At 58.6% G+C, this 22,395-nt stretch carries 16 protein-coding genes and 1 tRNA gene; 6 read left to right on the forward strand and 11 right to left on the reverse strand.

Annotated elements, in window-relative coordinates; translation table 11 throughout:
* The 4 genes from H0194_RS04460 to H0194_RS04475 all read left to right on the forward strand — a co-directional run bounded on the left by H0194_RS04460 (window position 1) and on the right by H0194_RS04475 (window position 5,852).
* Window positions 1–2,253, forward strand: a complete 2,253-nt coding sequence (locus H0194_RS04460; RefSeq protein ID WP_185176611.1) for a (Fe-S)-binding protein — start codon at window positions 1–3, stop codon at window positions 2,251–2,253.
* 8 nt (window positions 2,254–2,261) lie between these two features.
* Complete coding sequence (locus H0194_RS04465) at window positions 2,262–3,479, forward strand: cation:proton antiporter (RefSeq protein WP_185176612.1); 1,218 nt, start codon at window positions 2,262–2,264, stop codon at window positions 3,477–3,479.
* Window positions 3,469–4,680 carry a pyridoxal phosphate-dependent aminotransferase gene (locus tag H0194_RS04470; RefSeq protein WP_185176613.1) on the forward strand — a complete coding sequence of 404 codons (1,212 nt, stop codon included), beginning with the start codon at window positions 3,469–3,471 and terminating at the stop codon, window positions 4,678–4,680. Before H0194_RS04465 ends, H0194_RS04470 begins: the two co-directional genes overlap by 11 nt.
* A 71-nt stretch (window positions 4,681–4,751) precedes the next feature.
* Window positions 4,752–5,852: an HNH endonuclease signature motif containing protein gene (locus H0194_RS04475; RefSeq protein ID WP_185176614.1), complete on the forward strand. Its 1,101-nt coding sequence runs from the start codon at window positions 4,752–4,754 to the stop codon at window positions 5,850–5,852.
* Here H0194_RS04475 and H0194_RS04480 read toward each other — a convergent pair.
* Together H0194_RS04480 and dcd are read right to left on the reverse strand one after the other, a co-directional pair.
* Window positions 5,826–7,148: a UDP-glucose dehydrogenase family protein gene (locus H0194_RS04480; protein ID WP_185176615.1), complete on the reverse strand. Its 1,323-nt coding sequence runs from the start codon at window positions 7,146–7,148 to the stop codon at window positions 5,826–5,828. The genes H0194_RS04475 and H0194_RS04480 overlap by 27 nt on opposite strands.
* 42 nt (window positions 7,149–7,190) lie before the next feature.
* Window positions 7,191–7,754, reverse strand: a complete 564-nt coding sequence (dcd, locus tag H0194_RS04485; RefSeq protein WP_185176616.1) for a dCTP deaminase — start codon at window positions 7,752–7,754, stop codon at window positions 7,191–7,193.
* A 51-nt stretch (window positions 7,755–7,805) separates the two neighbouring features.
* Here dcd and H0194_RS04490 point away from each other — a divergent pair.
* Window positions 7,806–7,879 (forward strand) — tRNA-Gly (locus H0194_RS04490).
* 100 nt (window positions 7,880–7,979) lie between these two features.
* Here H0194_RS04490 and H0194_RS04495 read toward each other — a convergent pair.
* The gene (locus H0194_RS04495) at window positions 7,980–8,327 is read right to left on the reverse strand and encodes a hypothetical protein (RefSeq protein ID WP_185176617.1); all 348 of its coding nucleotides are present in this window, start codon (window positions 8,325–8,327) and stop codon (window positions 7,980–7,982) included.
* 346 nt (window positions 8,328–8,673) lie between these two features.
* Here H0194_RS04495 and H0194_RS04500 point away from each other — a divergent pair, with 346 nt between their 5' ends.
* Complete coding sequence (locus H0194_RS04500; RefSeq protein WP_185176618.1) at window positions 8,674–9,477, forward strand: SGNH/GDSL hydrolase family protein; 804 nt, start codon at window positions 8,674–8,676, stop codon at window positions 9,475–9,477.
* Here H0194_RS04500 and H0194_RS04505 read toward each other — a convergent pair.
* The 8 genes from H0194_RS04505 to H0194_RS04540 form a co-directional block, all read right to left on the reverse strand.
* A complete protein-coding gene (locus H0194_RS04505; protein ID WP_185176619.1) occupies window positions 9,470–11,641 on the reverse strand; it encodes a hypothetical protein in 2,172 nt (723 codons plus the stop codon). The two genes, H0194_RS04500 and H0194_RS04505, sit on opposite strands and share 8 nt — an antisense overlap.
* 72 nt (window positions 11,642–11,713) lie before the next feature.
* Window positions 11,714–12,133, reverse strand: a complete 420-nt coding sequence (locus H0194_RS04510; RefSeq protein WP_185176620.1) for a hypothetical protein — start codon at window positions 12,131–12,133, stop codon at window positions 11,714–11,716.
* A complete protein-coding gene (locus tag H0194_RS04515) occupies window positions 12,133–12,576 on the reverse strand; it encodes a hypothetical protein (RefSeq protein WP_185176621.1) in 444 nt (147 codons plus the stop codon). The genes H0194_RS04510 and H0194_RS04515 overlap by 1 nt, the downstream gene beginning before the upstream one ends.
* 8 nt (window positions 12,577–12,584) lie before the next feature.
* Window positions 12,585–12,956, reverse strand: a complete 372-nt coding sequence (locus H0194_RS04520; protein ID WP_185176622.1) for a hypothetical protein — start codon at window positions 12,954–12,956, stop codon at window positions 12,585–12,587.
* Window positions 12,956–14,356 (reverse strand): GH25 family lysozyme, encoded by a 1,401-nt coding sequence (locus H0194_RS04525; protein ID WP_185176623.1) that lies wholly within the window; start codon window positions 14,354–14,356, stop codon window positions 12,956–12,958. Before H0194_RS04525 ends, H0194_RS04520 begins: the two co-directional genes overlap by 1 nt.
* Window positions 14,357–14,403: 47 nt before the next feature.
* Window positions 14,404–15,954, reverse strand: a complete 1,551-nt coding sequence (locus H0194_RS04530) for a Gp37-like protein (RefSeq protein WP_185176624.1) — start codon at window positions 15,952–15,954, stop codon at window positions 14,404–14,406.
* Complete coding sequence (locus tag H0194_RS04535; protein ID WP_185176625.1) at window positions 15,939–17,063, reverse strand: phage tail family protein; 1,125 nt, start codon at window positions 17,061–17,063, stop codon at window positions 15,939–15,941. The genes H0194_RS04530 and H0194_RS04535 overlap by 16 nt, the downstream gene beginning before the upstream one ends.
* Entirely contained in the window at window positions 17,063–22,393 is a 5,331-nt protein-coding gene (locus H0194_RS04540) for a phage tail tape measure protein (RefSeq protein WP_185176626.1), read from the reverse strand. The genes H0194_RS04535 and H0194_RS04540 overlap by 1 nt, the downstream gene beginning before the upstream one ends.
* Between the last annotated feature and the right edge of the window lie 2 nt (window positions 22,394–22,395).

The raw sequence follows: 22,395 nt of genomic DNA on the forward strand, positions 1-22,395 counted from the left end.
ATGTTCGGCCCCCTCGCCCTCATCCTCTCGATCCCGGTGTGGCTGTACTTCTTCTACCGGGTATTCCGGCTGGTCGGGTTCATCCGGTCCGGCGGGCCGGTCCGGGACAGCCGCGCTGGCGATATCGGCGCCCGGCTCTGGCGCGTGCTGGTCGAGGTCTTCGGGCACTCTCACTTCAAGGGCAAGCCCCTGGTGAACGCGGCGCACTGGCTGGTGATGGTGGGTTTCCTGTTCGGCGTGGTGGTCTGGTTCGAGTCCTATATCCAGGCGTTCAACCCCGCGTCCGGGTGGCCGGTACTGCGTGACTGGCCGGTCTATCACTTCGTGGAGGAAATCCTGGCGGTGGGCACCGTCGTAGGCATCATGTTCCTCATCGGGGTCCGCCTGCGGCTGGGCGACACCGACCGCGGAAGCCGGTTCTACAACTCACAGACTGGCACGGCACGGCTGGTGGAGGCCATCGTATTCGTTGAGGGACTGGGCATGCTGCTGGTCAAGGCGGCCAAGATTGCCACCTACGGCGGCGGCAGCGCGGTCACGGACTTCGTCTCCGTGCACGTAGCGCGACTGCTGCCGGAATCCCCCGCCCTGGTCAGCGCGCTCGCACTGGTCAAGCTGCTGACCGGCATGGTGTTCATCGTGCTCATCGCTCGCAACTTCACCTGGGGCGTGATGTGGCACCGCTTCATCGCGTTCTTCAACATTTTCTTCCAACGCAACCCGTCCGGGGAGAAAGCACTGGGCAAGGTGCCAACGCCGGACCTGGACGAAGAGCCGGTGCCGGGCAGCTGGAAAATGCTCCTCGACACCACCGCATGCACCGAATGTGGCCGCTGCCAGGAGCTGTGCCCAGCATGGAATACAGGCAAGCCGCTCTCGCCCAAGAAATTCGTCATGGACCTGCGCCAAGGGGCAGTGGACAACTACAACCCGCACGAGGGACTAGACGTGCTGTCCATGGCCGGGGTCATTGACGACGACGTCCTGTGGTCCTGCACCAACTGTGGCGCCTGCGTCGACCAGTGCCCGGTGGACATTGAGCACATCGACCACATCGCCGACCTGCGCCGGTACAAGGTGCTGGCGGAATCCGACTTCCCTTCCGAGCTCGGTGGCATGTTCAAGAACTTGGAAACCAAGGGCAACCCGTGGGGCCGCAACAACTCGGAGCGCCGCAGCTGGATCGACGACGCGCGTGCCGACGGCATCGAGGTCCCCATCGTCGGCGAAGACGACTTCGACTTCGAGTACCTGTTCTGGGTCGGCTGCGCCGGCGCCTACGACGACGCAGGACGCGCCACCACCCGCGCGGTGGTGGACCTGCTGCATACGGCAGGTGTGAAGTTTGGCGTGCTTTCCACCGGGGAAACATGCACGGGCGACCCGGCGCGCCGCGCGGGCAACGAGTACCTGTTCCAGATGATGGCCACCCAAAACGTGGAAACGCTCAACGACGCGTTTGATGGTGTACCGAACGGGCAGCGGAAAATCATCACGACATGCCCGCACTGCTTCAACACCATCCGCAACGAATACCCGGACTTTGACGGGCACTTCGACGTATTCCACCACACACAGCTGCTCAACCGCCTGGTGCGCGACGGCCTTTTGACCCCGGTCCCCCGCGGCCCGGAAAACCGCAAGCCGATCACCTACCACGACCCCTGCTTCCTGGGCCGCCACAACAAGGTCTACGACCCGCCGCGCGAGCTGTTGGAGGCCACGGGCGTCCAGATCAACGAGATGGATAAGAATCGCGACGAGGCGTTTTGCTGTGGCGCGGGCGGCGCGCGGATGTTCCAAGAAGAAAAGATTGGGCGCCGCGTCAACGAGTTCCGGACGGAACAGGCGCTGGAGACCGGCGCGGAAGAAATCGCGACGGGCTGCCCGTTCTGCAACGTCATGATGACCGGCGGTACCAAGGCGCTGGGGTCCGAGGCCCCGGTGACGGACGTCGCGGTGATGTTGCGCAACTCCGTGCTTGTCGACGGCACGCTGCCAGCGCCCCGGACTAAGGCGTTCCTAGCCGAGCCCACGATCCGGCCCACCTCCACCGCGCCGGCGCCGGCCGCGCCTGCTACTCCGACCCCCTCTGCAGCGCCAACTCCGCCGGCCGCCCCCGCAGTGCCGGCCGCACCGCAAGCCCCTGCCGCGCCGCAAGCCCCCGCCGCGCCGACACCACCGTCCGCACCACAGGCTCCCGCTGCGCCAACACCACCTACCCCCGGCGCGCCAACCCCGCCCTCGGACTAAGGAAAACAATGACCGAAACCCTCGTGCTCGCGTCGGAAAGCGCGAATGGCGCAGACGCCCTCGTATCGTTCGCCTGGATCATGGGCGCCGCCCTGTTGGCACCGCTGCTGTCCCACCTCACCGGTTGGCGCATCCCCGCCGTGCCCCTGCTCATCGGCCTCGGCATGATCCTCGGGCCGTCGATTCTGGACCTCGCGCACGCCGGACCGGGCGTCGCCATGCTCTCCGAGATCGGCGTCGGCGCCCTCTTCCTCCTCGCCGGCTTCGAGATCAACGTCTCGTCCCTCCGCAGCGCGCAGGCCGGCCACGCCCTCGCCACCTGGGCTATCTGCCTAGTCATCTGCATCGCCGCCGCCTACTTCATGTTCAACCGCTTCGACTTCGGTCTCGCCGCCGTCCTCGCTATCGCGGTCACCTCCACCGCCCTGGGCACCATCACCCCCATGCTCAAACAAGCCGGGCTCACCGGCACCAAAGTCGGCGACGCCGTCATGATTCACGGCGCAGTCGGCGAGATGGCACCCATCGTCGCCATGGCGCTCTTACTGTCCGCACGGTCGACCTGGGTCACCGGGCTCATCTTGCTCGCATTCTTCGTCATTGCCCTCGTCGTAGCCCTCGCGCCAAAAATCGTGTCTAGGTTGTTCCCCTTCGTCAAAACCGCATTCATCCACGGCGCCGGTTCCACCAATCAGACCATCCTGCGACTCATCATCTTCATGCTCGCGGTCCTCATGGCCGTCGCCGCCGTCTTCGAACTCGACGTCGTCCTCGGCGCCTTCGCCACCGGCATTATCCTTAACCAAATCATCCCCGACGAGCACCACAAGCAGCTCGAACACCGCCTCGACGTCGTGTTCTACTCCATGCTCATCCCCGTCTTCTTCGTCGTGTCCGGCATGCGCATCAACTGGGACGTTATCGCGGACAACCCCTGGAAAGTCCTGGGCGTCGTCCCGCTCATCTTCATCTGCCGCGGCCTCCCAGTGTTCCTCCGCGAACGCTTCACCCCGACCGGCTCTGGGCTTTCCGACGTCCGCGACCAACTCCAGGTCGCGTTCTACGCCGCGGCAGGTCTGCCCATCATCGTGGCCGTCATGTCCATTGCTCAATCCTCCAACATCATCAGCGCCGAACACGCCTCCATCTTCATCGCCGGCGGCGCGCTGACAGTCACGGTATTTCCTATCATCGCGAGCGCGCTAGACTATCGCCATGAGATTTGACCAATCGGACAAGCTTAAAGGCGTAGCCTACGACATCCGCGGCGAAGTATCCGCCGAAGCCGAGCGCATGGAGCTCGATGGCCACAACATCTTGAAGCTCAACACAGGCAACCCAGCCGTGTTCGGCTTCGACGCCCCGGACGTCATCATGCGCGACATGATTGCGGCGCTGCCGACGGCGCAAGGCTACTCGACGTCGAAAGGCATCGTCCCGGCGCGGCGCGCGATTGTCACCCGCTACGAACTCGAGGACTTCCCGGCGTTCGACATCGACGACGTATTCCTGGGCAACGGCGTCTCCGAGCTCATCTCCATGACAACGCAGGCGCTGCTCAACGACGGCGACGAGGTACTCATTCCCGCCCCGGACTACCCGCTGTGGACGGCGGCGACATCGCTTGCCGGCGGCACCCCGGTCCACTACACCTGCGACGAAGAAGACGACTGGAACCCATCGATCGAGGACATCGAGTCCAAGGTTACGGACCGGACTAAGGCGATCGTCGTCATCAACCCGAATAACCCGACGGGTGCGGTCTACCCGCGCGAGGTGTTGCAGCGGATCGTTGATATCGCCCGCCAACACAACCTCCTCATCCTGGCTGACGAGATCTACGACCGGATCCTCTACGACGGCGCGACCCACACCTCCATCGCCTCCCTAGCCCCGGACCTGCTGTGCATCACGTACAACGGCCTGTCCAAGGCGTACCGGATAGCCGGCTACCGGGCGGGCTGGATGGTGCTGACCGGGCCGAAGAAGGACGCGGCGGGTTTCATTGAGGGTCTGGAACTGCTGGCGGGCACCCGACTGTGCCCCAACGTACCGGCCCAGCACGCCATCCAAGTCGCGCTCGGCGGGCGCCAATCCATCTACGAGCTCACCGGCGAAGGCGGGCGCCTGCTCAAGCAGCGCAACATCGCGGTGGAAAAACTCAACCAGATCCCAGGTGTGTCCGTGGTCATGCCCAAGGGCGCGCTGTATTGCTTCCCCAAGCTCGACCCAAACGTCTATGAAATTCACGACGATTCCAAGCTCATGCTGGATATTCTCCGGGCGGAGAAGATCCTCATGGTCCAGGGAACCGGGTTCAACTACCCCACGCCCGACCATTTTAGGGTAGTAACCCTACCATGGGCGTCCCAGTTGGAAAACGCGATCGAGCGCCTGGGCAACTTCCTTGTGAGTTATCGACAGTAAATCGGGAAAGTTATCCACAGGCTGGGTTGAGGTCTGGCGCGGGGTGTGGAATGGGTGCTTGACTCGGGGGCATGAACATCCACGACGCGCTGCGCTACCTCACCAGCCAAGGCCTCGAACTGGCCCGGCTGGCATACGGTGATGCGCTGGGCGGGCTCGAACTGGACCCTGTGGAGGTGCGGACTTACAAGGCGGTGGGGGCTGTCTTGTACGGGCCATGCCGCAACAAGCGGGTGCGGTCAGAGATCCTGCGCCTAGCACAAGGGTTTTCCATCGCGCGGTTGGTGGTCATCCACAAAGCGGCGTCGCAACTGTCGCGACGGGCGCCGATTACGCACTGGGACCTCCGCTTGGAGCTGACGCAGCTCAAGGAACTTACGCTCGAGGAACTTCGCCAGCACGCCCGCGCCCGAGTCCGGGAGCTCAACGCCATAGGCGCCGGGCGGCCCGTGCGCTCACTGGTGATCGGGCGGACGCCGGACGCTACGGGGCGTCGGACAGCGGTTCTCAAGCTCCCCGAGGACGAAATGGCGGCTCTCGAGCGCCAACTGCGCGGGATAAAGAGACCCGGGCCCGAAGACATCGCGATGGGCAACGCCTGCTGGCAGCTGCTGACCTCCGGTACCGGGGTGCGGGTGCGCACGCCGGAGCCGACAGTGCTGCTCATGGCCGACGACCTCCGCGGAGTGGGCGGCAGCATGCTGCAGGCAACCGACGGCACGATGGTCGAGGCGCACGAGTACGTCACCAAGCGTATGGGTGAGCTCGGGTGGGTGCTGCTTTACGACGGCCTGGCCCGCCCCGTCAACATGTGGCGCACGGCTCGGGGTGCGAACGCCACCCAACGCGCCATCATCGCCGCGGACCAGGGACAGTGCGCGTGGCCGGGCTGCGAGCGAATCGCACTGTATGGCGCCGTGCACCACGAGCACGCGTGGTCACAGGGTGGGAACACCAACTTGGACAACCTCATCGGGTTATGCGGGCCCCACAATGCCATGAACGATGACGACCCCAACGCACCGCCCAGAAACGGGCGGATGGCCCGCGACGAACAAGGACACCCAGTGTGGATACCACCCGACGGAGGGCCACCGATAAGAAACCGGGGATATCACACCACCCGGTCGGGGCGGGCCCAGATGCTAGAGGCTGCGGCCAAGCGCCTGTAGGTCCCAGCCTGCCCCGCGCCATGCCGCGACGTCGAGGACGTTACGGCCGTCGATCATGCGCCGCTCGGACACTAGTCCGGCGGCCTTGTGGGGATCCATTTCCCGGAAGTCGGACCATTCGGTGGCGAGGATGACCAGCTCGGCGTCGGTAAGCGCTGTGTCAAGGTCTGGCGCGTAGCTCAAGGTGGGAAAGACCTTCTTGGCGTTTTCCATACCTTGCGGGTCGTAGACGGTGACTGCTGCGCCGGCCAGGGACAGTGAGCCGGCGACAGCGAGGGCTGGCGAGTCCCGGACGTCGTCGGAGTTTGGTTTGAAGGCGCAACCAAGCACGGTGATGCGGTGGCCAAGCAGGTTTCCCTGGAACGCCTCTTTGGCCAGCGTGACTACGCGGTCGCGGCGGCGCATGTTGATGGCGTCGACCTCACGGAGGAACGTCAGTGCTTGGTCAGCGCCCAGCTCGCCGGCGCGGGCCATAAATGCCCGGATATCCTTGGGCAGGCACCCGCCGCCGAACCCTAGTCCGGCGCCTAAAAACTTACGCCCGATGCGTTCGTCATGGCCGATAGCCTCGGCAAGCTTGGTGACATCGCCGCCAACCAGCTCACAAATTTCGGACACCGCGTTGATGAACGAGATCTTGGTGGCCAAAAACGCGTTCGCCGAGACCTTCACCAGCTCCGCGGTGGCCAGGTCCGTGACAATAAACGGGGTGTCGTCCGCCAATGGCGTCGCGTAGACTTCGCGGGCCACGGCCTCTGCTGTGGTCTCGCCGTCGCGTACGCCCAAGACAATACGGTCCGGCGTAATGGTGTCCTTGACCGCGTAGCCTTCGCGCAAGAATTCGGGGTTCCACGCAATCTCGACGCGCGCGCCTTCCTGGACCAGGGAGTCCGCCAGTTCTTGCATTTCGGCGGCAGTACCCACCGGGACCGTCGACTTGCCGAAGATGATGTGCTCACCGCGCAGCTTCGGCACGAGGTCGGTAATCACGGCCCGGACGTAGGTCAGGTCCGCCGCGTAGGAGCCGTGCTTTTGCGGCGTGCCGACGCCCAGGAAATGCACGTTGGCGAATTCCGCGGCCGCGTCGTAGTCGGTTGTAAAACCTAACCGGTCGGCGGCGATGTTGCGCTCTAGAACCTCGGGTAGGCCGGGCTCGTAAAAAGGAACTTTGCCCGCAGATAGTGCGGCAATCTTATGCTCATCGACGTCCACTCCGAGCACGTCATGGCCCAGTTCAGCCATGCATGCCGCGTGTGTCGCCCCTAGGTATCCGGTACCGATGACTGTCATACGCATAGCGAGCCATCCTAAACACCCCAGTTAAACGGAGCGTTAACTTTAGCGGAAGTTCAGGAACGCCTTGGACGGGGTCGGCCCCCGTTGCCCTTGGTACTTTGAGCCCAATGCCCCAGTCCCGTACGGAACCTCCGCCGGGGAGGTCATCTTGAACATTGCCAATTGGCCGACCTTCATGCCTGGCCACAAGGTGATGGGCAGGTTGGCCACGTTAGACAGCTCCAAGGTGATGTGACCGGTAAATCCTGGGTCAATGAAACCGGCCGTGGAGTGGGTCAGCAGACCTAGGCGCCCCAGCGAGGACTTGCCCTCTAGACGGCCTGCGAGATCGTTAGGGAGCGTGAATTTCTCCAGCGTCGCGCCCAAGACGAACTCTCCGGGGTGCAAGACGAAGGCATCGCCGTCTTCCACCTCAACCAGCGAAGTCAGATCTTCCATCTCTTGCTTCGGGTCGATGTGCGTGTACCGGGAGTTGTTGAACACTCGGAAGAACTTATCGAGGCGAACGTCGACGGACGACGGCTGGATAAGCGCGGCGTCGAAAGGCTCGATGCCGAGGTTGCCGGAATCTACTGCTGCGCGGATGTCGTGGTCGGATAAAAGCACAGACCCCAGTGTATGACATGGGCGCGCGGCGGTGTACACTAGCTTCACATTGCCGGCGTAGTTTAGTGGTAGAACATCAGCTTCCCAAGCTGAGAGTGCGGGTTCGATTCCCGTCGCCGGCTCCAATGACAAGCTGCACCAACAGGAAATACTACCCTGTTAGTGCAGCTTTAGTCGATCCACTAGTCGAACCACGCGGGCAGGGTGGAGGTTAGCGCATAATTTTCATCCTGGCGGATGCTCGAGCTTCTTCCAGCCTTGCGGGTAGGCGTCCGGCGACCACACATTGTTGGGGATGGTGGACTCCCAGACGGCACCGTTGTAGAGGACTTTGTCGCCCGCGCTGTATGGGGTCTCGGAGGTAGGCTGTACGAATTGGGCAACGGTGGGCGTTTCCGTCTCACTCTCGCCCGCGCTAGGTGCGTCTGAGGCCTCCGCTTCGTCTTCCACCCAGTAGCGTTCATCAATGCCTGGTGAGCCTGGTTCCCAGACGTTGAGCTTGTCGCCAGTGGGGTCGAGCACGTCACGCCACACCTTGCCGTTGTCGCGGGTGCGCTTCATCTGACTGTTCATCGGTCAAAGATTTGTAATCCATAGTCATGTTCCTTAAGTGATTCCTCGAAGATCTTGTCAAGACTGCTTGAATCACCGGGTTAATGTAGTCACATCCTTCTGTATAACTTCCGTGCCAGAACATAAGAAAAGTCCCATGGGGCTTGGCATAAAAGTCCCCTTCGGCGATTAGGGCAAAGGGGCTTTAAACTATTGACAACTACCAGCTCCGAATATTGATATAGTTCCATCTATGCCACGATTTATCCGACTCAAAGAACAAAAACTCAACCGGGTTGCCCCTGCCCGTCCCACGCCGCTCCAGCTAAAGCGGTCCGATGGAAGCCTCGAGGACACGCAATTCGACATGACTACTGACGGAAACGGCTTCGTAGTCACAGGCGTGGATACCGATCCGGAAAAGCCGTCACTGTTTTTTGTGGGCGGCTCCTTGGTGGAATCTTCATTCTCACATCCTCAAGATCGGTTCGTTTCGAAAGTAGCCAAAAGTGTGGATTGGAACGTTTTTAACGCGGGCTATTCTGGGACAACACTGCTGCAGTCCTGTGTGATGATTATGGTTAAGCTACCCATGCTCGCCAAAGCTGGCGACACGATTATGCTTTTCGTCTCTCAATCGGATGCGAATGCTGCACGCTCTCAAGGTGGGTACTGGACGAACAACTCCACATATTCACCAATTAAGCCGCCTGCAGAGCAGGCTCCAGGAATAGAGTTTTCTTTTAAGCACACAGAAACCTTGCTGGACACAATTTCCGTGTTTCTAAAGGGGATGGGCATCAACTTGGTAGTTGCTTCATCCCCCTACCGCAGAATTGACTGGAGCACAGATAAGTGGATTCGTGGACACTATGGCACCCTTGAGTCTTTCAAGAAAGCTCAAGAACTGCGACGGGGTCTGAATCAAACTGCGAAAGCACACTCCGTTGTTTCAGGTATAGATTTCCTGGACTTAGCTTCCGAAATCGACGGCGACCCCGGGCTTTTCTATGATGAACAGCATTTCAATAAAGCTGGGCATATACGAGCCGCGGAAGCTATTAGCGAGTTTCTTGTCGCGAACGGAGTTCCGTCTCGTGAGACGGTTTCGACGAGCCAGCCGGTAGTGCCTGTACCGGCACAGGATACCGGCAGTTTTCAGGTTATCTAGCCCCGCGATACTCTGCAAGCGTCCGGTAAATGGCCCAAGTGCGTTTGTCGGTACGGTATCCAGACACCCAAAGATCCAACGTCCGGTCTGTACCCGTGCCAGAAACCACAAACCCTGTCTTATACAGCGAATTAATCACGCCGTTATTACGTGGCGTGAGCGGCATGGGAGATACGTCCCAGGTCACGCCATCCGTAGAGCGGGCTAGGAAAATATCGCCATCTACCCCCGTGCTGCCACGCTTGCCGTCACTAATGATGGCCGCCCAGTCATCTGCAGATAGACGTTGAACCTCCGAGTGCCATGGGTCACGACCGGCCGGAATCGCGCCGAGGTCGCAGTCTTTCGCCGCGCCCCAATCGCTAGTTTTAGGTAGCGTTTCCACGCTTGTCTCGTAATACCCCAGCCGGTTAGGTGCGTAATTCGAGCGGATACCGTAGAGACGCCAGCCTGTAGGCATTTTCACCAGAGACTGCGAAACGAACGTAGATTCATTAGTGCCCAGCGGGACTTTCAGCACCTCAACCTTTGGAGTCCAAGACACGCCATTCTTCGAGGTTCGGGCATAAATAATATTTTGCCCACCATTAGGGCGATCAACCGTGCGCCAGGTTAACACCATCGTGTCGCCCCACATGGCAAGGTGCGTATCCGAATTGTGATAATTAGGTCGCCCCTGGCCATCATCAAGCGGATTTGCAACACCATTAGGCACCTGCCAATTAATCCCGTCATCCGAAACAGCGATGTTGGGATCTTCATGATTTTCATTGAAATTAGGATATGGTGTGTGCGCCATCCAGTACTTCCACCCACCCCAAGTGTCGGGGAAGTAAAGAACCGACGGGTGGCAGGTTTGCCCGCTGCCGTCATGAGTAGGCATCTCTAGCTCGGAAGTCGGGGCGGGCGCCCACCATGCCCACACAGGTGATTCCTCACCACTCAAAGCCTGAAGAAGTGAACGGGTGCCTACATACTCGCCCTCCATGCCGTGAGACGCAAGCCCCAAGGTTTCAAAGCTAGTTGCTGGTTCATCTTCATCCCGTGAACCGCTGCCGCCGTAAGCTGCCCATTCGGACCATGCGCCCGTGCTGTCCCTGTGGCGCTCCACGGTTTCCGCGGCCTTGGTAGCAGCCGGTATTGTTGACCAAATTTGCGATATATTTCTACCTGTGACCGCGACTTCAATCTTTGCTCGGTCAATAGCGGAACGGGATAATTGCACCGGGTTATTCACCAGTGAATTGGCCACCGTGTAGCTAGGCGCGTAATACACGCCCGCTTTAGTAATATCGTCCAGGTTTTCGTCCTGAACCAGCGCCCGTTTCTCCCACTTAGCCGCCGAAATCGACTGCATAATGTAAGTTTCTTTAGCCGGGGTGAACGCGTTAATCCGCTCCCATGCTGTCCAGTTGCCGCCGTTGTCGCGTCGCCTGCGCATGACCGGCATATCTGTTTTTGATGCCAGCCCCATAGGATACCACGTTTGCTGTACCGCGACACCGTCACTTTCGATAACCTCAACCGCGCTACGGTCTACGGCGTTAGACACATCGGGCCGGTTAAGTATTGATAATGCGGTGGAATAGTCCCGCGCCGCGTAAAGCCCGGGTGTGACAACCGTGTTCAAGTCCTCGCCCGTGGCAAGGTTGCGCTTGACCCACTTGATATTTTCGGCGGCGGCATCCACATAATTACGCGTCGCAAAATCGCCGGTTACTTGCTGGATGGTTTCTTCTGCCGCGAATTCGGCGCGGGCGGCTGCCTCTTGCGCTAGGCGGGAATCCGCCGCGATTTGTGCGAACCATTGGGAGATTTGCTGCAAATCAGCATCTACACCGGCGAAATCATTAATGCGGAACCAGCGGTCACCGTTCCAGATGATGAGGTCTTTGGTGCTGGTGTTGATCCATGCCTGGCCAGCGTTGGACGGGTTCAACCCAGATGGCAATTCCGAATCGGGCGTGATGATGCCTTGGAATGAAATAGCGGGGCCTGGATCACCTTTGGGGCCTCGGCGTCCGCGTGGGAGTTCGAGGTTTGCCCCGGCGGGGTCTACCTGGATGATGGCGCGCTGGGTTGCCATTACGTCATCGACGTCTACCCATTGGAGCTTGAGTTTGGTTTCTAGCTCTTTGAGTACTGGGTAGTCTGACTCAGCCATGCGTGGTGTCTCCTTGGTGTGTCACAGCGGTTTATTGCCTGCAATCACACCCCACACAGGGCGTTGTCCAGCTCAATCAATATGCGGACTCACACCGTCAATGAGTTCTTTCCACGCATCAGAATCAGGCGGGCTTGGCGGAGCAGTATCGCGTGGCCCGTTCATCCATTCCACAGCGTCACCAATCCAGGACACAGCTTTAGCAAGCGCCCGGCGAAGTTCACCTGCCACGGTCTTTAATGCCCACAGGTCAAGTTTTGTTTTCGCCAAGTCATCCTGGGTTTTGGTTAAGGCTTCACGGGTTTCAGCCAACAGTTTTTCCGTGGTTTCTTGCCGATTCTCCAATGAGTCGATGCGCTTTGCCTGGCCCTGGATTAGCGTGGCAGTCTCAGTGGCTTTCGTTTCCTCTTTGCGCCCAGATAGGCCAATAAACGCGCCGCCAAGCACACCTGCTAGGCCGAATCCGGCGACGATGATTTGCACAAAGTCCATTAACCATCACTCACCTGTTCACTGATTCCGGCGGCAGTGTCTTTGCCGATGGTGAATGAACCTAATAATGCGAGGATGGAGAACATGAGATAGTTTTTTCCGCTCACCCATCCGCGTTGGTCTGCCTGGAAGAATGACCCGGCCCACAGCACCATGAGTCCGCACACAATCGAGATGCCGATGACGCGCATGACACGGGCTACCCGCCGTGACCTCTCCCCCGCCTGTAACGGAACAAGGGCACCAAGAGTGAGCAGCACCCCTGCGATTGCCCACACATGCCACAAACCCACCAAAGGAATGATTTCAGACGCAGGCCGCAACTGCGGAGGGACCTTCTCGCAATAAGCCCACGCGGTTACAAGTGCGAAAATTCCCCACACCAAGGATTTCAACCGAGGAAGCGCATGCGCGATACAGATTTTGAACCGAGTCCAGGACATAGCAACCTCTATTCTGGGTAGATGCCAGGATGGTCACCATCGGCGATGACCGGATCAGACGCGGGTGCTAACGCTTCAGTGATCTGGTCAACCTTGATGAGCAAATCATCCAATGCCATCGGGTCAACCGGGGATTGATTGAGAGCATCGAAATTATCGCCGTTGGTTGCTCGGTCATCGCTTCCACGGTGGGTTTTCGTTGCTGCGACCCCCAAACCGAGTACAGCAAGGTAGCCGGTGACAACACCAAAGGTTTCTACCCAGCCGTCCAACTGTTCCTGTGTCACTAGCCCACTGGTCATGCCGATAAACAGCAGTGCACCAAGTACGATGTAGGCGATTTTGCGGACTGGCCAATCTTCCTTGTTGAAAGCATCCATTACTTTTCCTCCAGTTTCTGCATGATGATGGCCTGGTTCGAGATTGATAGCGCCAGCATTTGTGGCATCGTCAATCCCTTACCCGCGTCGAGTCGTTCACGGGCGAGGTTGGCGAGGTGTTTCATATCCCAACCGTTGTAGGTGGGTTCGCCTTGCTTGTTTTTGCCGGGGCCTGCGAGTTGGTCGAGTACCCATTTGGTGCGGTTGGAGTCGAGGTTTGCCATGAGGGGGTCCTCTTTCTTTGGTTGTGGTTTGAGGGTGGGGCGTTTGCCACTAAAAATTCGTTGTAGCTGTTCGCGGGTGCCCTTAAAGGCGTTGACATCGACGGGGAAATGCCCCGCGACTTGCCCGTTGGAGCCGAATTGCAGAATGTCGGGTTTGCGGTCACCCAACGGGTATGACCATCCGCGATGCTGGTTACCGCCGTCCGCGTTGTAGGTGACACTGGCTGTGCCTTTAGCGTTCCGGCCATAATTCGACACCCACAGGTAACCGAGACCGTCCATGCTTGGTTCCCCGCCTGGCATGTGTTCCCAATACCAAGCGCCGCTGTAGATGCCGGGAACGTGATACCCACGTCGCTCTAGCTCACGCTTTGCTTCCCACACATCCTTTTCCGTGAGCAGCTTTGTGCTCCCACGCACGGATTCAACGTCGATCCACACGCCCAGGTCACGACGGCCTGCCATTTGCTTATCGATGACGTCAACCTGTTGGGCGATGGTTGTTCCCTCACTCGGGGCGCGCAGATACCAATAGGTGCTTACGAGCATTCCGGCGGATTCAGCATCCGCGAGGTGTGACCGGAACGTCTTATCTTGGTAAGTGCCGTCGCACAGTCGGAGAATCGCGAAGTCGAAGCCCTCAGCCTTAGCCTTTTTGAGACTCAACCCGTTTTGGTGCTCGGACACGTCAATGCCGAATATCACCCCGCTAGGGCGCGCACTCTTCCCACGCTTCGCGGGTGCGCTACCTTTCCACCGTGCTCCCTTGAGCACCGTGGCCATCGGGTCAAGACGATTAGGCCCCGGTGGTTCCCACGAATACTTGTGGAACTCCAAGTGCAGGTGCGGGGCTACCCCACCGTTAGTGCCCTTATTCGGATCAATATGGGCGATACGTTGGCCCTCTTTGATGAATTGCCCTACCCGCACTTCGGGGACAACATGCCCATACACGGTGGTGCCGCCGCCCACGTTGGAGGCGTGGTCAAGCACAACCCAGCGCCCAAACCCAGTAGCCGGGCCGGAATGCATAACCGTGCCATCCTTCACCGCGTAAACAGGGTGGCCACCGGAACCGCCGCCCCGCCCAAAGTCGGTGCCGTAGTGTGTTGTCCCCCAACGCGGGCCGAACGGCGACGTGACAAAAAACCCAGCGGGAACAGGCATGGTTGGCATAATGACCTCCTAATCAATGACAACCGTGCACCAATCCCAACGTTGTCCTACAACACACTCATATCCCGCGTAGTGGAATCCACACCATTAAGTTTGTCCACAAACTCTTGATACGGATTAGAAACATTCTTCCGCTTACCCACACGTGGAGCGATCCGCACCCGCTCCCCCACATCATCCGCAATGGTCACACCACTCAAAATATCCTGTACGACCACACCGGACAGATGTTCTTCAAACGTCACCAGGTCACCCACCAGATAGCCGTACCGCAACTTCAGCGTGTCATCGTCGGTGACGATTTCATCAAAGCCCAGGTTCTTAGAAACGCTGTGCCCCATCTCGATTTCTACAGCTTGGCCGCCTTTGTTTTCCTGCAATGCACGCTCAGCCAACGCTTGGGTATCGAACGTGAACGCACCCGCCGTAGACGGCACAAACTGTTCACGTGGATGGAATGGCCCCATGTACGCAGCGCGAGCCACGTCTGTGCGCTCAACAAACGCAAGGAACGCGTCATCGGTTTCAGCCTTGACCCAGTCCGAGATCAGGTTGCCCAGGAAGCCGATAAACGCACCCACGGCGGTGCCCACGACGGAGCCAGCGGGACCGGCGATACTACCAATCGACGCACCGATAGCCGCTGTCGCCGCAGCATTCAACGCTGTAGTTCCGGCCTGCACCACAATGTCGATACCAAGGTTTTTCGCCTCATTGACCCAATCGTCTGCTTTGCCGCCTGTGACTATGCGAGCGGGGCCAGGTGCGGTGCCGGTTAGTCGCATTTGTGTGATTTCCCCGGATTGGGTTGTGAATCGTACGAATTGGCGGCGGCGTGGAGGCAGAATCTCGATGACTAGGCCGGGTTCGTCCCAGAGTCCTTCGTGTTCACCACCGAACGCCTTGTACAGGGCGGCTTCTTGCAGGGCACGTTGGCGTTCTTCCTCCGTCTTAGCGATAAGTGGTGCGGCCACGCCGCGTGGGATTGGTTGGCCCGGCCACCACATTGTGGCCTTGATGTCGTAGTCGTATTGGTTGAGTACACCGCCTAGTAGGTCGCGCATGTTGGTCATGCGGGCGGCTAGGTCAATGATGGGGCTGGTGTCATCATTGGGTGGCAGCATGAGGTAGACAGGTAGGTCTAGTCGTTTGAGGTTTTCTGACAGATACTCATAAGCCACCGTCAATAACCGCCCTTTACGCCGGTCATGCTTGCCTTGCACCCACAGGCCAGCATTGGGGTTCGCGTAGGCCAGCACGTTCAACAGGTGTGACAAGTCATTGACTAATTCAGCGGTCACCGTCTCATTTCCGGGTTTGCCGCTTGCTACGTAGCTTTTGACATGCCCAGTCCAGCGCCACCCGTTCCATTCACACGTGACAGGCACAACATCCATGTGAGCCTGCATGAGACGGCGGGCAAGGCGGTGATCCGCCGCTACGGTAAGTTCACCTGTGCCAACGTTGAAGCCGTGCTCTTCGTTAAACGATGCGTGAATGTAGCCGGATAGGTTCTCGCGACGCTTGTAGTCGTTGGAGTGAATGGTGATGTTAAGCGGGTTCATGCCGGAGACAGCATTAGTTACCTGGTTGACCATGGCATCTCCGTTCTAGGTGTGCCAATGATGCGCACCTTGACTTTTTCATCATCGGTAGTCGGAGACTTTGCCAAATTGGCGTAGAAGTGCATTTTTGATTCCACGCCCGGGCGTATAACCGGAATCGGGTAGCGCCATCGCACGTCCGGCAAATAAGGCGTGAGGTCGATTCCATCGTTAGTGACGATGGTTGGCCACAAGGGGTCAGTGTCGATGTAAATCTTTCGGCCTGTGAGGTCGATGGTTTGTTTTGAGCCTCCGAGGGTGCTGTTAATCGTGGATTCCAACAGCTCGGATAGCTTCGCGGTGTCCACCTCAGTGGTGGTGCCGTCCGGGTTGACTACTGGTTTCGTCTGGTTTTTGTACTGTTCTAGGGCACCGTCGATGTTTTTGCCCACATCGGACATAGACGAAAAGGTCACGTAGCCCTCTAGCTTGTTGTTGATGCGGTGGGTGTCGTAGCCCTCGGTGGAGCCGATGGTGATGTCCAGGTATTCAAAGTTTCCGGTAATCTCCAATTTGGGCCACATCGGCATCGAACCACGATTAAGGATCTGCACTGACCCAGTGAAGTCAACAAGTGTCGTATCTTCGAAAGATTCCCAGAATGACCGCTCAGTAACCAACGTCACCAACTCCCCGGTCTCACCAACCAGGCCGGGTTCTTGGTCGAAGAAATTAACCTCGCTCACCGACTCAACGCGGGCATCAATCCACCAATACCCCGAATCCTTGGTCACGCAATACAGGCGCACATTCTGCTTTCCCCGGCCCAAAGCGACACGCCACCGTGCCTGTTGACGGCGCGCCCAGGCAGACGATTTGGCATCCGCAATCCACACCTGCAATCCAACCGACAGCTGCTTATCCTGCGTGCCCCGGTACACGGCACCATCAAGACCCACCAGTTCCTGAAAATCGTGTTCAATCGGCGCGCCACCAAACCCAGTAGGTGGCCTATTCAAACGCACCGGGGAATCAGGCGCACCGAAATGCCACCGGGACCCATCAACACCCACCATGAAAAACTCCACGACATCCCAGGTCTGCCACGGCTCACGTGTGAAATGTTGAGGGTCACCAAACACATAGCTTTTCGCGTACGGCATTACGGCATCACACTCCTAATTGCGTGTTTTAATTGCCGTTCCGCGTTGTTGAGCTGGCCATGCAAATACTTCTTCGGGTCTTGGATCGTGACCGGGCCGTTGAAAACCGCGCCGACAGCTTGGCCGGCCTGTTGCCCGGCGCGCTGCGCGTGCGGCTCCACCGCTTTACCACCCCGGTATGCGGCAGCATCCATATTTAGGCCAAGTGCAGACAGCGACGTCGAACCACCCGTGTTGAAGTCAAGTTTGCCCTGCATTAACGCCGGGATTCCAGAGCCAATGAAGTTCATCATCGACAGCACATCGACGCCTAGTCGTTTGCCGGTTTCCGCCCAAATATCCAGGCTGCGTGCTTTCTTATCGCTAGACAGTGGGATGTAGGCTTCGGGGCCTGCTTCGGCCCACAGCACAGCACTAGACCCGTCGTTGATGTGTGCTTGGCGTAGGCCTCCGAGGATGCCACCATCGGCCATCGCCTTTACTTTCCGGGTCTTGCCGTTGTACTTATCCAGTAGGGCTTGAGCTTCACCCATGCGGGTGTTGTATCGGTCAGGGAATGCGGATACCTGGACGCGTTGGGCGTGTGCGCCGGGGTCGCCGGTGTTGTAGTCCGCATCGTCGAGTTTGTCGTAGAACATGCCAGCGCTGCGTGCCGGGTCCATTCGATCAGCCACAGTGCCCCACGCCCCGTTGGCGCGTTGCTGGAACAAGCCCACCGAATCATGGTCGCTGCCTACCGCATCGTGCGGATACTTCAAACTAGCCGGGTCGGCATGGTTGGCGTACATCTTCATGTTCGACTCCACCAGGGCGGTAGCCAAAGCAATCTTGATGCCCCGGTCGGTAATACCCCGGCGGCGGCCCTCACGAATAATCGCATCCGCGTAACGGTTACCGGAATTACCATCTACCTTTGGCAGGCTATCCGTCGGTGCGAGCACACCCGCCAAATCATCGTGGCCGCCTGCTTTGAGTTGCTTAGCAACATCACCCAACTGTTTGCTGGACTTCGCGGTTTCCTGCGCAGCCTGTGCCACTTCCGCGACTTGACCATCATCAACCGCCTTAGAATGCAGGCCCACAACCTGGCCCCATGACACGATGTCATCGGCGACGGGCTTACCGGTATGCACCGAATACAGGGAGGCCATGAGTTCCAGGAATGATCCATCTTCCAGTAGGGTGCCTTTACCGCCATTAATCTCACGCTGTTGGACGGCGGCGGTGCCAGCGTCAATAGCGCCCATGGTGGCGTTTTCGGTGGATGTAGCGCGTGGTGGGGTGGGCTTAGGTTTCTTGCCCCCTACAGCCCCGTCGAGGTCTTTGTAATCGTCTAGTCCCTCTTTGCCTAGTTTGGGGGCTGGTGCCGCCAATGGTTGGTGGGCGGCGATGTGTACGTGATTACGGTGCTGGGAATTGGTTGGTTCACCGAAATCAAAATCCTTGCCCTCATCCACGTTCTTCCAACCATTCAGCGGATAGTGGATCAGCTCAGCCAACTGGTTTTTGAAGTTCTTGTAGAACCAGCGCGCCAATGCCTGCATTTCCGGCGTGGTGTCGAACCCGTTGGACACGTCTACGGCTTTGCCCTGGCCGTGCAGGTCATTCGTATTCCGGTAGGTGGAGGTGATCGTCATGCCTGGGAAGTGGCGTTGCACCAAACCAGTAATTGAGTCCACCACACCACCACTGGCAAATGCTTGCACTTGGCCGTTAGCGTCCATGAGTTGGTAGCCGAATTTGTTGGCGACTTGCGCCAAAATCTTTTCGGAGCGTCCACGCTTAGACTCAGCCAATGGGATGTAGGCTTCGCCCCCGGTTTCATTCTCCGCAAACACACGGTATGCACCAGCCGGTGCAATGTGTGCAGTATGAGCTGGTTCAGCCCCACCGCGCATACGGCGCTCCACAGCACGCTGCACACCAGTATCACCGCCATCTGCAAACGCCTGCACCGTTGGATAATAGTTACCGTCGGCATTCTCACGCGTAAAGATGTCCCGAATCTTGCGGGTGATGTTAATAACATGGTCAGAAAACGTATTCGTATTCTCAGCCGACAACGTGGACTTAATATGGCTACGCGTCGCTTCCGCGTTGTCAGAAATGCTAACGTGACCTTTCGCACCGGCTTGGACGTTACCGCGCATGTTGTTTACATTCTCGTTCGTCTTGCCCGTGTTATCAGTGACGTTGGCGTGCCCCTTAGCGCCGTTTTCGACGTTGCCGCGTAGAGCATCCATCCGGCTAGTGCTGTTCTGGATAGACGACCAATCAATCGTGACCTTGCCACTATGGTCTTTCTTTGCCAACCCCAATTGAACCAATCGTTCTAGAACTTCCGGGGCGTTCGTATTAATGGCAAGCGAACCATCTTTAAGCGTCATCGTCTTGAGATTCATTGCATCCAAGTCGGACTTGGCTTTATTGATGTCATCCGAATTGACGCGAATATAGCCGTTCGGGGTCTGTTGCAGCTTGATGCCAATCTGATCCAACAAAGCCGGAATATCAGCCCCCTTTTCCATGGTGATAGATACCCGGCCATTCATCGGCTCAGACACCTTGACACCAAGTTTCTCCATCTTGAGCCGGGTCTCTTCCGTCACTGCATCCGCTGACACAGAGATGGTCTTGTCATCCTCGATTTTGTAGACAGCATCACCGAGCGCATCCATCACGCCTTTGGTTTGCTTGGCAGAAACTTGCAATGCCTCCAGCTTAATTTGCATCTGTTCAGACGACGCGTCAGCCAGTGCATCATTTGCGCCGTTAACCGAATCGATCAGCTCACCGTACTTACCTCGGGTGCCAGCTACAGCATTTTCCAATTCACGGGTTTCTTTGTGCATAAAGCCCGTTACCTCAGTAAGCTGCGCCATCTTTTCCCTATTGCCGCCCATAGCATCAGCCAGATCCAAGGACGTATAGCCCGCCGCTTCCAAGGCCCCGCCAACGCGTTCCCACGCAGACGTGGACTCAATGGCAGACTTCAACGCCCCATCAGTTGCGGCCTTAACACGAGCTTGGGCGTCAGCATTACCCAGCGCCGAATCAATCATCGTTTGAGACGAAAGATTCAGTTCCTTGGCCTTATCCAGCGCGCCACTTTCAGCTAACTGATTTTCGATGAGCGCACCGGTTTGCTCAGTGATAGCGCCAGTGGTCTTATCCAGGGTGTCTTTGAGGTCGCGTTGCAACTTGGCGTGCTTTTCTGCGGCCTCTTTTGCCTCTTGGTTTTTCTGAACAAGGAACCCAATCGCAGCTGACGCGCCCATGATCGCGATTCCCCACGGGCCACCCAACGCCCCCATGAGTCCACCAGCAGCGGCTTTCACACCACCCAACGATGACTTCAGCAGCGACAAACCACCACCAGCAAGGCCCTTAGCCGACGCGCCCATCCGGGCCGTCGTAGCCACAAAACCATGCCCAGCCTGCGCAATAATCCTATCCGCCGCCATAAACCCACTAGAGGTCGCCATGGCCTGCGCACGCGAAGCACGCGCCGCCGCCTGGTGAGACGAAGCCACAACACGCAACCCCGCCGACGAACGCATATACGCCGCACTAGCCTTAGTCATCGCAGCATCCAACGCCACAGACCGCGAACGCATTACAGCCATCGCAGACCCCGCCATGCCCAGATTCTGGCCATACTTCGCCGCCAACGCTTGCTGCACCCGCATCTCTTGGCCAAAGCGCATCACAGACTGCGAACCCGCGTTCATCTTGCCCGTCAACCCGGACATATTCGCAGCCAGGCCTACAATCCCTGCCGCCGCCAACGGTGCCGCCCACCCAGACAGGGCCTCATCTACAGCACCAACAGCCTTACCAGCCTGCCCCATAGCACTAGCCATATCCGTAGCGCCGGGCACCAACGCCCCAGTGGTAGCGTCGCCTGCATCTTTAGCCCCACTAGCCAACAGCTTGACTTGGCCGGCCAGGTTTTCCACCACGGCTGCACCGCCGGTGAATCCCTCACCACTGATCGCGCCACCAACCGCTTCGATACCGGCAGTTACACCGTCTAGGGCTTTAACGATGACACCCTCGGATTTTTCAAAAATCGTGGTCGACGCGGTCTCCCACGCGTTTTCGACACGACCAATCGCACCGGGTAGGCCTTGTGTTTGGGCTGCGGCGACTTCGGCGGCTTGGCCTTGCCGGGTCACTGCGCCGCGTAGTTTGTCGAAGCCTTCCCCGCCTTGTTGCGCTGCGATACCCGCCAGTCGCATAGCGTCGGAGCCGAACAGGGTGGCGGTAGCTGCTTGGTATTGCTCGGCGGTCATGGATTCAGATGCATCTTGCAACTGTTCCATGAGCGATTGCATGCCTACGAATTTGCCGTTGGCGTCATAAATGGACAGGCCAAGTTCGTCGATTGCTGCTTGTGCTGGTTTTCCTTGATCAGTCAACGACAAAAGGGCGGTTTTAAGTAGCGTACCGGCATCGGAGCCTTGGATACCGGCGTTAGCCATCATTGCCAGGGAGGTCGCCGTGTCATCAACGCTCAAGCCGAATTGGTTAGCGACAGTACCAGCTTGCTGCATACCTTGTGCGATGCCGGTCATCTCCGCAGATGATGCGTTAGCCGCACCTGCGAGGATGTCCGACACCCGTGCAGCATTCGACGCATCAAGGCTAAATGCCTGCAATGCTTGGGATTGGATGGTTGCGGCGGTTGCGGCGTCTACTTGCGCGGCGGCTGCAAGCTGCAACGTGCCTTTGGCTGCGCCGATGGCTTGGTCTACTGTGAAGCCACCTTTGGCCAGTTCCGTCATCGCGGCAGCCGCGTCACCGGCGGATGTTGCGGCCAGGTCATTATCATTACCCAGTTGCTTTGCCGCTTGGCTGATCTGGTTCATTTGCTCAGCGGTCGCACCGGATACCGCCGACATCGTGTTCAACTCTTTGCGGTACACCATGCCGGTTTGCAGCATGTCGTTAAACGCTGCACTAACTCCACCAACAGCGGCCCCCAAACCAACCATGCCCGCCACACTCGACATGGAGCCGAGCACGTCACGCAGACTAATGCCCGTCTTGGTCGCCTTATCAAGCTCATTGGCTACCTGTGGGTTAAACTGCACGCCACGCCCGGCGCGCCCCGCCCCCTCCAACGCCGTACCCAGGCTACGGGCTTCACGGGAGGCCTTGCCCACCGCGCCTGTGCCCACAGGGGTGACGTTAAGCTTAGTGCGGCTTACCTGGTCGGCGGATTTCTTGACATCTGTCAGGTCGCGCTTGACCTTGCCCAGGGAGGATGCGACACCCGCCGTATCTACTGTGACGCGGGCGTTGAGTGTACCTACTTCGAGTGCCATAT

This window comes from Corynebacterium incognita, assembly GCF_014217255.1.
GTDB lineage: Bacteria > Actinomycetota > Actinomycetes > Mycobacteriales > Mycobacteriaceae > Corynebacterium > Corynebacterium incognitum.

Excerpts from the sequence above, each read along its gene's own strand:
- H0194_RS04535 (WP_185176625.1), bottom strand. The coding sequence starts at position 17,063 with ATGCCGTACGCGAAAAGCTATGTGTTTGGTGACCCTCAACATTTCACA.
- H0194_RS04475 (WP_185176614.1), top strand. The coding sequence starts at position 4,752 with ATGAACATCCACGACGCGCTGCGCTACCTCACCAGCCAAGGCCTCGAA.
- H0194_RS04515 (WP_185176621.1), bottom strand. The coding sequence starts at position 12,576 with ATGTCCTGGACTCGGTTCAAAATCTGTATCGCGCATGCGCTTCCTCGG.
- H0194_RS04480 (WP_185176615.1), bottom strand. The coding sequence starts at position 7,148 with ATGCGTATGACAGTCATCGGTACCGGATACCTAGGGGCGACACACGCG.
- H0194_RS04520 (WP_185176622.1), bottom strand. The coding sequence starts at position 12,956 with ATGGATGCTTTCAACAAGGAAGATTGGCCAGTCCGCAAAATCGCCTAC.
- H0194_RS04505 (WP_185176619.1), bottom strand. The coding sequence starts at position 11,641 with ATGGCTGAGTCAGACTACCCAGTACTCAAAGAGCTAGAAACCAAACTC.
- H0194_RS04465 (WP_185176612.1), top strand. The coding sequence starts at position 2,262 with ATGACCGAAACCCTCGTGCTCGCGTCGGAAAGCGCGAATGGCGCAGAC.
- H0194_RS04495 (WP_185176617.1), bottom strand. The coding sequence starts at position 8,327 with ATGAACAGTCAGATGAAGCGCACCCGCGACAACGGCAAGGTGTGGCGT.
- H0194_RS04530 (WP_185176624.1), bottom strand. The coding sequence starts at position 15,954 with ATGGTCAACCAGGTAACTAATGCTGTCTCCGGCATGAACCCGCTTAAC.
- H0194_RS04540 (WP_185176626.1), bottom strand. The coding sequence starts at position 22,393 with ATGGCACTCGAAGTAGGTACACTCAACGCCCGCGTCACAGTAGATACG.
- H0194_RS04460 (WP_185176611.1), top strand. The coding sequence starts at position 1 with ATGTTCGGCCCCCTCGCCCTCATCCTCTCGATCCCGGTGTGGCTGTAC.
- H0194_RS04470 (WP_185176613.1), top strand. The coding sequence starts at position 3,469 with ATGAGATTTGACCAATCGGACAAGCTTAAAGGCGTAGCCTACGACATC.
- H0194_RS04500 (WP_185176618.1), top strand. The coding sequence starts at position 8,674 with ATGACTACTGACGGAAACGGCTTCGTAGTCACAGGCGTGGATACCGAT.
- H0194_RS04525 (WP_185176623.1), bottom strand. The coding sequence starts at position 14,356 with ATGCCAACCATGCCTGTTCCCGCTGGGTTTTTTGTCACGTCGCCGTTC.
- H0194_RS04510 (WP_185176620.1), bottom strand. The coding sequence starts at position 12,133 with ATGGACTTTGTGCAAATCATCGTCGCCGGATTCGGCCTAGCAGGTGTG.